This window comes from Nocardia anocheti, from assembly GCF_029675105.1.
GTDB lineage: Bacteria > Actinomycetota > Actinomycetes > Mycobacteriales > Mycobacteriaceae > Nocardia.
In genome coordinates this window covers 128,803-141,864 of the sequence record NZ_JAQQFV010000012.1, presented here as the reverse complement: position 1 = coordinate 141,864, position 13,062 = coordinate 128,803, and the positions used below count along the sequence as shown (strand labels likewise).

Genomic DNA, 13,062 nt, shown 5'->3' with positions numbered 1-13,062 from the left:
CGATCATTAGCGCCACAGCGCGACACTGACTCTGCCGGCCGGTTGCTGGACCGAGAGGGTGTGAGCATGTTATCCGATCACACGAGGCGTCACCGCCTCCGTCCCGTCGGCCCGGTGGGCAGGCGGCAGGCGTCGGATTCCGGCCGAATCACACTCCGGGAACACGCTATTGGCCGCGTCGGTGACGGCAGGACACACCGAAGTAGCGCTCAGCCAGCGCGGACGGGTTCCTCCAACGGTGTGGGTGTGTCGGTGGTACCGGCCGGGCGGCGGCGGCCCGTCACGAGGAACAGGACGACCAGGGCGACGGCGAGCCAGACGTAGGTGTCACCGACGAGGTGCTGCCACCAGTCCCAGGCGGTCTCGCGGTGTTCGCCGTCGGGCAGCAGGCTGTGCGGGCCGACGATGAAGACGACGGCGACCACGGCCGAGGTGGCGTACCAGCCGCGCGCGCTGGCGGCGGGCAGGGTGCGGGCCTGGCAGACCATGGCCAGCAGCGCGGGGGCGATCCAGACCCAGTGGTGCGACCAGGAGATCGGCGAGAGCAGCAGGGTGAAGACCGCATTGAGCGAGAGCGCGATCGCGGGGGCGTCGGCGGCCTTGCGCATGGCCAGCACGACCAGGGCCAGCAGCAGCGCGCCGAAGAACAGCCACAGCGCGTCGAAGGGCAGACCGGTGATCTGCAGGCGGGCCAGCACGGCCTGGATGGACTGGTTGGTGTGGAAGGCCGAGCCGCTGAGGCCGGAGACATTGCCGAGGCCGCCGAACCAGTAGCGGGTGGACTCGGTGGGCAGCAGCGCGAAGGAGGCGATGGTGGCCACGGCACCGGTGGCCGCGGCGGTGGCGGCGGCCTTGTAGTCCTTGCGGACGAGGAAGTAGAGGACGAACGCGGCCGGGGTCAGCTTGATGGCGGCGGCGAGCCCGACCAGCATGCCGCGCGGGTAGCGGGTCTTGGGCAGCAGGCAGTCGGTGGCGACCAGGACCATCAGCAGCAGGTTCACCTGGCCGAAGTCGATGGTCGAGCGCACCGGTTCCAGCACCATCGCGACCGGCAGGGCGCAGGCGGTGACGAACAGCGCGGCCTGCTTGCTGTCGGGCTGATAGCGGCGCGCGACCAGGTAGAGCGTCCAGGCGACGGCGGCGATCGAGGCCAGCACGTAGAGGATCTTGGCCGTGCCCCACGGCAGCAGCGCGAACGGGGCCAGGGCGATGGCCGCGAACGGCGGATAGATGAACGGGAGGCCGATGCCCGCGGTGGTCTTGGGCAGCTGGCCGTACATGTCGGCGCCGTCGCGCATCGCCTCGATGCCGAGCCGGTAGACCTGTAGGTCGATGAACCCGCCGGAGTAGCCCTTGAACGGCCAGCCGGGGAGCTCGCTGTAGATCACCGCCGCGATCGTGAGCAGCACCGGCACCAGCCACCATGCTCGGTTGATCGGGCGTGGGGTTCGCTGCTGCGCGGGGTGGGTGGTGTCACTACTCATCCGCGGCGACTATACCGACTCTTGTGCCTGGTCGCGGAACCGACCGGGCCCGACGGTGACGCGCGCGATAGCCACGGGGATGCCGAATCCCCTCGTACCACCGCATCGGCGCGCTGCCGATCAGTCGCCGTGGTTGTAGCGGACCAGATAGGACGCGAGCGCGGCGACATCGGTGTCGGTCCAGTCGGCGAAGCGGGCGGTGAAGGCCTCGCGACGACGACGTTCGGCGGCGCGGGCGACCGTGCGTCCCGCCTCGGTCGCGCGCAGGAGGTGGTTGCGCCGGTTGCCGGGGTCGACCTCGCGTTCGAGGTAGCCCTGCTGCTCCAGGGTGCTCACCTGTCTGCTGACGGTCGACTTGTCGAGCAGGAACTGTTCGGCCAGGTCGGTGGCCTGACAGCCGCCGCGCTCGAGCACGAGGTCGAGGATGCTGTAGGCGACCAGACTCAGCTCGGGGTGCAGTTCGGCGGCGCGGCCACGGGCCCGGCGGGCGAAGGCGGTGAGCTCGCGCTGGATGGTGTCCACATCGGCGGCCCTTGTGTCTCGCGCATTCATAGTTGTATCCTACAACAATACTTAGTTGCATTTACCAACTGTTTGGAGAATCTCGTCGATGACGCGCACCCAGTTCCGGCATCTGGCCGGGCACCTGCTGACACCCCTGCTGATGTGCCTCGGGATGGCCTTCGCCTATCTCGGCGCCTTCCATCAGCCGACGCCCAACCATCTGGAACTGGCCGTCGTCGGTGACTCGCCGCAGGCGATGGTGCTGGCGCAGACGATGAAGGACAAGGGCGGGGCCGGACTCGACGTCGTCACGGTGCCCGACCGGGCCGCGGCGATCGACAAGCTCCACGACCGCGAGCTCATCGGCGCCTACCTTCCCGACCCGACCCGGCCCGAGCTGCTGGTCGCCACGGCGGGCTCGGACACCACCGCGATGGCCGCCGAGTTGGCCTTCCGACAGGTCTCCGATCATCAGGGCGTGCCGCTGGTGGTCACCGACGTGACGGCGAAGGCCGACGGGGACCCGTCGGGGCAGGGGCTGTTCTTCCTCCTGGTCGCGTTGAGCGTGGGCGCCTACGGCAGTGTCGCGGTGATCGGCGCGGCGGGCGCGACGCTGCGGATGCGGGTGCGGGCCGCGGTGGGTGTGGTGACGGCGTTGGTGGTCAGCATCATCGGGGTCGTGGTGGCGGCCGGGGTCTTCGATGTGATCGACCACGGGTACGCGGCGGTGTTCGGCTTCGCCTGGCTCTACACCAGCGGGATCATCCTGATCGGCATCGGACTGCACACCTTCCTCAAGCGCTGGACCACGCTCGCGCTCATCACCCTGTTCGTGATGCTGAACTTCACCACCTCGGGCGGGGTGTACGGGCCGCAGTTGCAGAACGGCTTCTTCGGCGCGCTGCACTCCTTCTGGAACGGCGCCGGTTTCGTCGAGGGGCTGCGCAACCTGCTCTACTTCGACGGTGGCGCGGGCTACGGCGCGCGACTGCTCGGGCTGTTCGGCTGGCTGGCCGTCGGGGTGGTGCTGGTGCTGATCGCCGGACGGCACGAGGCGCGGGTGGCGCCGAAGCCGGTCGCGCCCGCCGCGGTCGAGGAGGAGATCGGCGAAGCGGTCGCCGTCTGACCCCGGTCCCATCGGTCCGGCTATATCCTGGCGAATCCCGCTGCCTCGCTCCGTCTCCGAGATCAGGAGCAGGTCAGCGGGTCGCCGGGTCTTGACGCGAATCCGCTCCGGGGCCGCGCCGAGCCGGGTACGGTGTAGCGCGCAACCGCGGACCGGGCCGGTGCCGCGAGGGGGTCGTCGCGCGGAAAGGGTGGGCTGCACCGATGAATGATCCCGGCGCGCGACCTCCGCTCGATCCGCTGCCGCTCGAGCGGCGGTACACCGGCGCCGAACCGATCGACTGGTGCGGCGCCGCGGTCTATCCGATGTACGCCGAGGCACTGCCCGTCGGGACGACGGCGGTGCGGTTGCGGGCGCTGTCGGTGATGCCGCCCGCCGAGGTGTCCGGGCTCGGACTGGGGCTGAGCGTGCAGGACGGGCACGTGCGCCACAACGGGAAAGTCCTCGCGGGTGTGGACATCTGGGCCGACGCGCTGACGACCGGGGTGGACATCGAGGTGACCGCCGACGCCCCCGACGCGCTGTTCACCCTGACCCCGGTGTGGGTGGCGGGCGGGGGCGGACAGCAGTCCTGGACCGGCAACTACGGCATGGTCGTCGACCTGCTGCCCGACGGCGGGTCCACGCTCTGGTGCAGTACCGGGCCCGGGACACCGGATTTCAACGAACTCGTCGTGGAGCTCACCACGATCTCTTCGGTCGATCCACCCACGCTCGAGCAGCCGCCGCCGATCTCCACCGCTCCCCCACCCCCGCCGGATCATCCGGGTTTCGGGCAGGCGCTGCACGATCTGGGCACCGCGATGCACGAACGCGGCGAACACGATTCGGCCCGGCTGCTCTGGACACAGGCAGCCAGAGCGGGCCACAGCGGCGCCGCCTACGATCTCGGCGTTCTGGCGCTGCGTGCGGGCGACCGCGCCAGCGCACAACGATGGTGGCAGGCCGCGGCCCCCGACGATCCGAGGGCCGCGGCCTGTCTGTCCGAGTTGTCCGAGCTACCTCGGATCCTCTAGCGCACCTGATCCGCCAGGCCCGACGCGTACTCCCGGACCGGCGTGAAATCCCTGGCCGCGATGTGCCGAGGACGCGGCCGCTGCGCCGCGAACGGCTCCTCGAGCGTGTTCTCGACACTGTTGAACACCAGGAAGATGTTCGAGCGCGGATAGGGCGTGATGTTGTTCGACGACCCGTGCATCACATTCGAGTCGAACAGCAGCGCCGACCCGGCCTTGCCGGTGAACTGCGTGATGCCGTAGCGGGCGGCCAGGAAGGTGATGTCGTCGGTGGTCGGCACGCCGATCCGCTGCTGCTTCAACGACTCCCGGTAGTGCCCGTCGGGCGTCTCACCCAGGCACGGCACGAAGGTGCGGTGCGAACCGGGCATCACCATCAGGCTGCCGTTGAACGGGTAGTTGTCGGTCAGCGCGATCGACAGACTCACCGCCCGCGGCGCGGGCATCCCGTCCTCGGCGTGCCAGGTCTCGAAATCGGAATGCCACCCGAAACCGTTGCCCCCGAAGCCGGGCATGTAGTTCACCCGGCTCTGGTGCAGGTACACCGCCGAACCCAGGATCTCCTCGGCCAAGCCGACGACCCGGGACTCGGCCAGCAGCCCGGCGATGGGCTTGCTGAGCTGATGCACCTGGAACACCGAACGCACCTGCCCGCTGCCGGGCTCGGTGATCACCCGCTCGTCGCCGTAGAGCAGCGGATCGGCCGCGAGGTGGCCGATCTCGGCGCCGAAGGCGGCGACCTCCTCGGGGCTGAGCAGCGCGGGGATCGTCGCGAAACCGTTCGCGTCGAATCCGGCCAGCTCCGGCGAGGTGACCCGCCCCCACACCGTCGGATCGGTGCGCTCGACATGGGGGACGGGTTCGGCCAACCGGGTGGGGTAACGGTCGAGCCGGTCAGACACGGGCATCCTCCTCGACGATCAGCGGATACACCCCGTTCTCATCGTGTACCTCGCGGCCGGTGACCGGCGGATTGAACACACACAGCATCCGCAGGCGGGTGCGGGCGGTGACCTGATGACGTTCGTTGCCGTCGAGCAGATACATCGAGCCGGGCCCCAGCTGGTAGACCTGCTGATTGTCGAGATCGAGCAGACTGCCCTCGCCCTCGACCAGCCAGACGGCCTCCACGTGGTTCTGGTAGTGGAACTCGTGAACGGTGCCTTCCTCGATGGTGGTCTCGTGGAAGGAGAAACCGACCCGGTCACCGGCCAGCACGATGCGCTTGCTGCGCCAGCCGGGACCTGCCACGTCGCGTTCGGTGCCGGTGATCTCGGCAGTGGTGCGCACGATCATGCGGCACCCCCACACACGGTGTCGATCGAGGAGGTCAGCACGGTGAGCCCCTTGTCGAGTTCGTCGCTGCTCAGCGTCAGCGGGGGCAGCAGTTTCACCACCTCGTCCATCGAGCCCGAGGTCTCCACCAGCAGGCCCTGCTCGAAGGCGGTGCGGCACACCTTGGCCGCCTGCGACGGATCGTCGAAGACGATGCCGTGCACCATGCCGCGACCACGGGTGGACACACCCTCGTGCCGGTCGGCGACCGCGGCCAGGGTGCGGGCCACGTAGTCGCCGTTGGCGGCGGTCTTCTGGGCCAGCTTGTCGTCGGACCAGTACTCACGCAGCGCGGCGGTGGCGGTGACGAAGGCCGGGTTGTTGCCGCGGAAGGTGCCGTTGTGCTCACCCGGGGCCCACTGGTCGTGCTCGGGCTTGAGCAGCACCAGCGCCATCGGCAGGCCGTAGCCACCGATCGACTTGGACAGCGTCACGATGTCGGGAGTGATGCCCGCGATCTCGAAGGAGAAGAACGGACCGGTGCGGCCGCAGCCCATCTGCACGTCGTCGACGATGAGCAGGATGTCGCGCGCGGCGCACAGCCCGGCCAGGTGACGCAGCCATTCGGCGCGGGCCAGGTTGACGCCACCCTCGCCCTGCACGGTCTCCACGATCACCGCGGCGGGGCGGTCGAAGCCCGAGGAGCTGTCGTCGAGCACGCGCTGCATCCAGCCGAAGTCCTCGATGGTGTTGTCGAAGTAGCCGTCGTAGGGCATGGGGGTGGCGTGCTCGAGCGGCACCCCGGCACCGGCGCGCTTGGCGGCGTTACCGGTGACCGACAGCGCGCCCAGGGTCATGCCGTGGAAGGCGTTGGTGAAGCTGAGCACGGTCTTGCGGCCGGTGACCTTGCGAGCCAGTTTGAGCGCGGCCTCGACCGCGTTGGCGCCGGTCGGGCCGGGGAACTGGACTTTGTAGTCCAGTCCGCGCGGGGAGAGCAGGGTGTCGCGGATGGTCTCGAGCAGCTCCCGTTTGGCCACGGTGGACATGTCCAGGCCGTGGGTGATGCCGTCGCTGGCGATGTAGTCGATCAACGCGCGCTTGAGAATCGGGTTGTTGTGCCCGTAGTTCAGCGCGCCCGCACCGGCGAAGAAATCGAGGTATTCACGCCCCTGCTCGTCGCGCAGCCAGGCGCCCTGGGCGGAGGTGAAGACGGACGGCCAGTCACGGCAGTATCCGCGCACATTCGATTCCATGGCCTCGAAGATGCTGGTGTCGGTGGTCGTGATCATCGTCGTTCCTCCTGGCGCTGAACAGGTGAGATGACATACAGCTGTTCGGCCTCGTGTGAATCGGGAAAATCGTTCTCTTCGAACAGGGAGTCGACGCGTAATTGCGCGCCGCGCTCCCGGGCCACCGCGGTGAACAATGCCTGTGAGGCGGTGTTACCGGGTGAGATCGTGGTTTCCAAGGTGGTGATTCCGGCGTCGGCCACCGAATCGAGCAGGGTGTGCAGGATCTTCGCGGCGAGACCGCGACCACGGAATTCGGCGTCGACCGCGATCTGCCAGACGAACAGGGTGTCCGGGGATTCGGGCCGCACGTAGCCGATGACGAATCCGGCTGCGTGACCGTCGATTTCGGCGATCCGGGAGCTGGCCGCGAAATCGCGACACCACAGGAGATAGGCGTAGCTGGAATTGACGTCGAGCACCTGTGAATCGCGAGCGATCCGCCACAACTGTGCTCCGTCGCCCAAACGCGGCGGGCGCAATCTCGTTTCCGAACCGGGCTCCGCCGGGGTGGCCGCGGGCTCGATGGACATGGTGGACGTTGGCATATATCTAACATGTCCAACTGACTTTGCGGTCTTTGTGTCGAGCTCTTTGCGGTTGTATGACGAATCGTTTACTGCGACTGCACGTCGAGGCGATAACCCAGGCCGCGCACGGTGACGACGATGCGCGGATCGGAGGGATCGCGTTCGATTTTGGTGCGCAGACGCCGCACGTGGACGTCGACGATGCGTTCGTCGCCGAAAAAGCCTTGATCCCAGACTCTTTCGAGCAGTACGGATCGGCTGAGCACACGCCCCGGGGTCTCGGCCAATTCGCACAGCAACCGGAATTCGGTGACCGTGAGGTGGATCTCCTCCTCGCCGCGCCGCACCGCGCCCGCGTCGGTGGCGAGCACCAGCGGGGACACCGGATCGGCGTCGAGGACGACCTCGGGCGTGGCGTCGCGATCGGCGGTGATCCTGGCCCGTCGGCGCAACGCGCGCATCCGGGCGGTGATCTCCTTGATCTCGAACGGCTTGCTGACGAAGTCGTCGGCACCGGCCTCGAGGGCCGCCACCACGTCGTGGGTGTCGTAGCGGGTGCTGATCACGATGATCGGCACGTCGTGATCGCGCCGGATCTCCCGGATGCAGTCGAAGCCGTCGGTCTCGCCGCGCATCAGGTCGACGATCATCAGATCCGGCGGCCCGTCGTTGCGGAGCCGGTCGAGGGCGTCGGCCGGGATGCCCGCCTCCGCGACGGCGTATCCCTCGTCCTCCATCGCGCGGCGTAGGCTCCCGCGCATCTGGACGTCGTCGTCCACGATCATCAGGTTCGCGCTCATGCCCGTACCTCGCTGCCGCTCGGCACGACCACGGGTCGCTCAGTTCGCTCGCTCATGTGCACATCCTTTGCTGACACGCCGGGGTGTGCGCCGGATCGGTAGGGAATTCGCGTCCCCGTTCCGACACGACATCCCGCCTTCGAGCTTGTTACCAATCTGTGATTTACCCAGACCTGGCCCGGCGTAAACCCCTCGTAACAATCACCCCGCTCATCAGGCGGTTCGACACGCCGCGACACGCGGGAGGGCGGTGGCATAGTCGAGGCGTGACACCCACCTATGACGACATCACCGCGGCGGCGGCCCGGATCGACGGACTGGTTCGTCCGATCACCGTCGCACCGGCCGGTCCCGGCCCGGATCCGCTGTGGTTCGCGCTGGAGTTCCTGCAGTTCACCGGCTCGTTCAAGGCGCGCGGAGCGCAGAATTTCGTGCGCGCGCACGCGGCGGCGGGCACCCTGCCCGAGGCCGGTGTGACGATCGCCTCCGGTGGCAACGCGGGGCTGGCGTGCGCCTGGGCGGCCCGCGCGGCGGGCGTGCCCGCGACGGTGTTCCTGCCCGAGTCCGCGCCGCCGGTGAAAATCGGTCGACTGCGTGACTACGGCGCCGAGGTACGACTGATCGGTCCGGAGTACAAGCAGGCGCTGGCGGCATGCCAGGAGTTCGCCGCGAGCACCGGCGCGCTGGCCGCGCACGCCTACGACCATCCGCTCATCGCCGCCGGGGCGGGCACCCTGCTCCGGGAGATCACCGCGACGATCCCCGATCTGGACACCGTGCTGGTCGCGGTCGGCGGCGGCGGCTTGTTCACCGGAACGGCGGTGGCGGCCCGGCACGCCGGGGTGCGCACGATCGCGGTGGAACCGGCCGGATGCTCATCGCTGCACGCCGCGCTCGCCGCGGGACGGCCGGTACAGGTCAGCGTGGACTCGATCGCCGCCGACTCGCTGGGCGCGCCGAACGTCTCGGCCATGGCCCTGGCCGCCGCCCAGCAGGGCGACGTGCGCTCGGTGCTCGTCGACGACGAGACGATCCGCGCCGCGCGCAGGCGGCTGTGGGCCGAGCACCGGATCGCGGTGGAGAACGGCGCGGCCACCGCGCTGGCGGCGCTGCTGGACACCGGCGCGGGCCCGGCCTATCGACCGGAACCGGGCGAACGGGTGTGCGTGGTGCTGTGCGGCGCCAATACCGACCCGGCCGAGCTGGCCGGGTGAGCGCGGGTCAGCGCACCAGGGCGTTCTTGGTGGCGTAGTTGGTCATGACGTTGTTGAGCCCGCGCATCGCCAGGGTGTAGCCGTAGGGGAAGTAGCGCTGGCCCCAGTGGGCCAGCTGGATGTCGCGCGAGGTGTAGACGAAGTAGCGGTTGCGTTCGACGCCCTTGACCACCGCGGTGGCGGCCTGGTCGGGGGTGACGGCGTGGCGCAGGAACAGTTTCATGGCCTTGTGCAGGGCCTCGGAGTCACGGTCGACCCCGGCGATGTCGAGGCTGTCGACCATGGGCGTGGCCATCGCGCCGGGGCACACCAGGCTCACGCCGATCTTGTGGCGGCGCAGATCGAAGCGCAGCACCTCCGAGACACCGCGTAGCCCGAACTTGGTCGCGCTGTAGGGCGCGTGCCAGGGCAGGCCGAACAGCCCGGCCGCCGAGGACACGTTCACGATGTGCCCGCCGCGCCCGGCCTCGATCATCGGCGGGACGAACTCCTCGATGACGTGGATGGGCCCCATCAGGTTGATGTCGACGGTACGGCGCCACTGCTGATGGCTGAGTTTGTCGACGGTGCCCCAGGTGGCGATGCCCGCCACGTTCATCACGATGTCGACCCGGCCGACGGCCTCGAAGGTGTGCGCGGCCAAGCCGACGACGGCGGAGTGGTCGCTGACATCGGCGGCGTGTGCCAGGTGCACGGTGGCGCCCTGGGCGCGCAGCTCGTCGGCGGTCGCGGCGAGGGTGTCCTCGGTGATGTCGGTGAGCACGAGGTCAGCGCCCTTGGCGGCGGCCGCGAACGCGGTGGCGCGGCCGAGGCCGCTGGCCGCGCCGGTGATCAGGCAGGTCTTCCCGTCGAACTTCGTCATGATCTCCAGACCCTACGGTTCGGTGAACAGATACGTCTATGGTTCGGCGGTGATCGCGATGGTCGTCCAGCCGCCGACGTGGATCCGGCTGCCGTCCCCGACCGCGATCGCCACCTGCGCGACGATGGGTGTCTCGGCGCCGTCGAGGCTGGTGCCGTTGGTCGAGCCCAGGTCGGTGACGGTGAGCGCGCCGGTCTCGTCCACCCGGATCATCGCATGCGCGCGCGAGACCCCGAGGTCGGCCGGGGCGATCCCGAGGTCGATCTCCGGGACGATGCCCTGCGAGGTCGAGCGCTTGCCGATCAGGATCTGCCCGCCGCGCAACTCGATCCGGCGTTCCGGATACGACTCGGGGAAGGCGACGCGTTCGGCGTCGGGGCCCTTACGGGCCTGCACGCGCGTGTAGAACTCGCGGTCGGCGAAGACGCGGGCGAACCAGCGGCGCCCGGCGGGCGGGCGGTCGACGGGCCCGGTGGCGTCACCGAGTCGGCCCGCGGCGGGGTCGGCGGGCAGGGCCGAGTCGTGCCCGCACACCTCGCAGAACCGGCCGCTGGTGGGCGTGGCGCACGAGGGGCACAGCCGCAGCGCGGCGGCGGGATCGGGGGTCGGGCCACCGGTGAGCGCCGAGCCGCAGACATCGCAGTAGTCGATGGCCCGCGACTGGTGCCCGTCCGCGCACACCGGCATGTCAGCCTCCCTCCGGGCGGACCCGTGCCGTCTTCGTCGAGCGGATGTCGAGCGCGAGTTCGTCGGCGGCGGCGACCTGTCCGCGTAGTTTCACCGTGCCGTCGCGGTCGTCGACCTCCACGACCCCGCGCAGCAGTTTGGCGGTGGCCTCGTGCCCGGAGGCCGCGGCCAGCTCGACGGCCCTGCGCAGTTTGGCGGTGGCGGTGGACAGGTCACCGCTGCGACGCGCGGCCAAGCCCTCCTGGACCGCTTGGGCCAGCTCGACCTGACCGGTGTAGTGCGCGACCCTGGTGCTGATCCGGGTCGAGAGCGTGGTGTCGGTGGTCCACACCGCGCGCACCAGGCCCTGACCGAGCACCTCGTCACCGGCCAGCACGCTCAGCCGCGCGGCCAGCTTCTCCCGGCCCGGCGCGGCCGGTTCCAGTTCGATCCGCACGTGGTATTCGCGTTCCTCGGCCGCCCACGACGACAGCGGGTACTCCCCCACCTGCGCGCCGATGTCGGCGCGCCGGGCGGTGAGGTCCTCGAGCACCGGGGCGACCTGCTTGATCATCCGCACCCGCGCGCCCGCCGGAGTCCACACCCGCAGGGTGAGTTCGGGGATCACGCGGGCCGTCGAGGAGCGCATCATGGCGGCGAAATCGCTGGCCAGATCCTTCGGGTCGGCGACCATGTCGGCGTCGCCGGACAGTTTCGAGGAGATGGTGTGCAGATCGGCCGCGGCCCAGTCGGCGCCGACACCGCGGCAGTCGCAGACGAAAAGCCCTTCGGCGCGGTCGAGTTCGGTGGCCAGCTGCTGGGGCGTCTCGTGCTCGTTCTTGCCGTCGGTGAGCAGGATCGCGTGCGCCTGGGCGCCGGGATGGGCGGCCGCGACCTCGCGGGCCAGCGCCAGCCAGGAGCCCATGGCGGTGCCGCCGTCGGGGCGCAGGGTGGCCAGCGCCGTGCGGGCCGCGCCGCGATGGGCGCGGTCGGCGGGCGCGGACAGACGGCCGTCGGCCGGATAGATCAGCCGGGCGACCTCGGTGCCCTCGATGATCGCGAACGCCGTCCCGTCCGGGATCTCGTCGATCGCGGTGCGGGTGGCCGCGCGGGCGTGCTCGAACTTCTGCTTGTTGCCCATCGACCCCGAGCAGTCGATGATCAGGATCTCCAGCCGCGGTGGCGGGGTGGCGACGGCGGCCAGTTCGGGACCGGTGGTCACGGTCAGCACCGCGTCGACCACGCTCGCGCCCTCGGCGAGGAACTCGTTCTGATCGACGGCGATCGAGATACCCGCGGACTCTGCCGAACTCATGACACTCCTGGATCCGGGGACGCGACGACCGCCACCGGCACCGGGGCCAGCGCGACGGTGATGTTGTCACTGCCGCCGCTGTTGATGGCGAAGTCGGCCAGCGCGCGGGCCGCGGCCTGCGGCGAGGTCTCGACGGTGAACCCGGCCAGCGCGACCGCGTCGGGCAGGTAGTTCCACAGGCCGTCGCTACACAGCAGCAGGGTGCCCGGTTCGGTGACGGTCATGTGTTGCAGGCAGTTGCCCGACCAGGGCGTCTCGCTGCCGTCGGCGCCGAGCCAGCGCAGCAGGGTGTGCGCGCGCGGATCGTGCATGGCCGCCTCCTCGTCCATGGCGCCCGCGTCGACGAGGGCCTGGGCCCACGAGTCGTCGACGCTGAGTCGGCGCGAGGCGGTCGGGTCGCCCGCGGCCAGCCAGAAGGCCCGGCTGTCACCGACATTGGCGACGGTGATCTCGGTGCCCGTCGCGGTGTCGCGCACGATCGCCGAGACGTAGGTGCACGAAGGCGCGTACTCGGCGGTGCGCGACATCCCGCGCACCGCCGCGGTCGCCGTGGCCAGCCCGGCCATCACGCTGTCGGCGTCGGAGCGGCCGTCGGCCAGCGCCGCGAGGGCGGCGTCGACCCCGGTGCGGGCCGCGGTGCCGGAGGCGGCCTGCGGGTCCTGCGAGGTGGAGACACCGTCGCTGACCACGATCACCCGGATGCCGTCGCCCTCGCGCACGGCGGCCGCGACGGCGTCCTCGTTGCGGGAGTGGCTGATCCCGCGATCGGTGAGGAGGTAGACCGCGCCCAGGTCGTCCTCGAATCGGTCGGGCATCGGTGTGGGGCTGCCGCACTGCACGCACAGCCCGCTCTCGTAGCGCCGTTCCCCGCAGGTCGAGCACTGCGGTACCGCGACCGGATCGTGCACGGGGATGGCGACTTTGCGCACCCCGAGTTCCCGGCCGCAGCCCTCACAGAAGCGGTGTCCCGCCCTGGCCGAC

The 13,062-nt window shown here is 69.9% G+C and carries 14 protein-coding genes; 3 read left to right on the top strand and 11 right to left on the bottom strand.

The features are described 5' to 3' along the window. Positions 1-209: 209 nt before the first annotated feature. Positions 210-1,484, bottom strand: a complete 1,275-nt coding sequence (locus tag QC180_RS27445) for a glycosyltransferase 87 family protein (RefSeq protein WP_278265734.1) — start codon at positions 1,482-1,484, stop codon at positions 210-212. A gap of 120 nt (positions 1,485-1,604) precedes the next feature. Beyond that, positions 1,605-2,036 carry a MarR family winged helix-turn-helix transcriptional regulator gene (locus QC180_RS27440; protein ID WP_278265733.1) on the bottom strand — a complete coding sequence of 144 codons (432 nt, stop codon included), beginning with the start codon at positions 2,034-2,036 and terminating at the stop codon, positions 1,605-1,607. 58 nt (positions 2,037-2,094) lie between these two features. On the opposite strand from QC180_RS27440, the gene QC180_RS27435 reads away from it, so the two are divergent. Then, the gene (locus tag QC180_RS27435; RefSeq protein WP_278265732.1) at positions 2,095-3,114 is read left to right on the top strand and encodes an ABC-2 transporter permease; all 1,020 of its coding nucleotides are present in this window, start codon (positions 2,095-2,097) and stop codon (positions 3,112-3,114) included. Positions 3,115-3,317: 203 nt separating this feature from the next. Then, positions 3,318-4,130 (top strand): tetratricopeptide repeat protein, encoded by an 813-nt coding sequence (locus QC180_RS27430; RefSeq protein WP_278265731.1) that lies wholly within the window; start codon positions 3,318-3,320, stop codon positions 4,128-4,130. Here the strand turns inward: QC180_RS27430 and thpD are convergent. The 5 genes from thpD to QC180_RS27405 form a co-directional block, all read right to left on the bottom strand. After that, entirely contained in the window at positions 4,127-5,038 is a 912-nt protein-coding gene (gene thpD / locus QC180_RS27425; protein WP_278265730.1) for an ectoine hydroxylase, read from the bottom strand. The genes QC180_RS27430 and thpD overlap by 4 nt on opposite strands. Further along, a complete protein-coding gene (locus QC180_RS27420) occupies positions 5,025-5,426 on the bottom strand; it encodes an ectoine synthase (protein ID WP_278265729.1) in 402 nt (133 codons plus the stop codon). Before QC180_RS27420 ends, thpD begins: the two co-directional genes overlap by 14 nt. Next, positions 5,423-6,694, bottom strand: a complete 1,272-nt coding sequence (gene ectB / locus QC180_RS27415; RefSeq protein ID WP_278265728.1) for a diaminobutyrate--2-oxoglutarate transaminase — start codon at positions 6,692-6,694, stop codon at positions 5,423-5,425. The genes QC180_RS27420 and ectB overlap by 4 nt, the downstream gene beginning before the upstream one ends. After that, positions 6,691-7,242, bottom strand: coding sequence for a diaminobutyrate acetyltransferase (gene ectA / locus QC180_RS27410; protein ID WP_474646550.1), 552 nt, complete (start codon positions 7,240-7,242; stop codon positions 6,691-6,693). The genes ectB and ectA overlap by 4 nt, the downstream gene beginning before the upstream one ends. Positions 7,243-7,310: 68 nt before the next feature. Next, a complete protein-coding gene (locus QC180_RS27405; protein ID WP_278265727.1) occupies positions 7,311-8,024 on the bottom strand; it encodes a response regulator transcription factor in 714 nt (237 codons plus the stop codon). A 266-nt stretch (positions 8,025-8,290) separates the two neighbouring features. On the opposite strand from QC180_RS27405, the gene QC180_RS27400 reads away from it, so the two are divergent. After that, positions 8,291-9,238, top strand: coding sequence for a threonine/serine dehydratase (locus QC180_RS27400; protein WP_278265726.1), 948 nt, complete (start codon positions 8,291-8,293; stop codon positions 9,236-9,238). A gap of 7 nt (positions 9,239-9,245) precedes the next feature. Here the strand turns inward: QC180_RS27400 and QC180_RS27395 are convergent, their stop codons facing one another. From QC180_RS27395 to QC180_RS27380, 4 genes are read right to left on the bottom strand one after another with little or no spacing between them, the layout of a single operon-like run. Next, positions 9,246-10,100: an SDR family oxidoreductase gene (locus QC180_RS27395; protein WP_278265725.1), complete on the bottom strand. Its 855-nt coding sequence runs from the start codon at positions 10,098-10,100 to the stop codon at positions 9,246-9,248. Between the two features lie 36 nt (positions 10,101-10,136). Next, positions 10,137-10,787, bottom strand: a complete 651-nt coding sequence (locus QC180_RS27390; RefSeq protein ID WP_278265724.1) for an FHA domain-containing protein — start codon at positions 10,785-10,787, stop codon at positions 10,137-10,139. A 1-nt stretch (position 10,788) separates the two neighbouring features. Continuing rightward, complete coding sequence (locus QC180_RS27385; RefSeq protein ID WP_278265723.1) at positions 10,789-12,081, bottom strand: vWA domain-containing protein; 1,293 nt, start codon at positions 12,079-12,081, stop codon at positions 10,789-10,791. Next, positions 12,078-13,010 carry a PP2C family protein-serine/threonine phosphatase gene (locus QC180_RS27380; RefSeq protein ID WP_278265722.1) on the bottom strand — a complete coding sequence of 311 codons (933 nt, stop codon included), beginning with the start codon at positions 13,008-13,010 and terminating at the stop codon, positions 12,078-12,080. The genes QC180_RS27385 and QC180_RS27380 overlap by 4 nt, the downstream gene beginning before the upstream one ends. Positions 13,011-13,062: the final 52 nt, after the last annotated feature.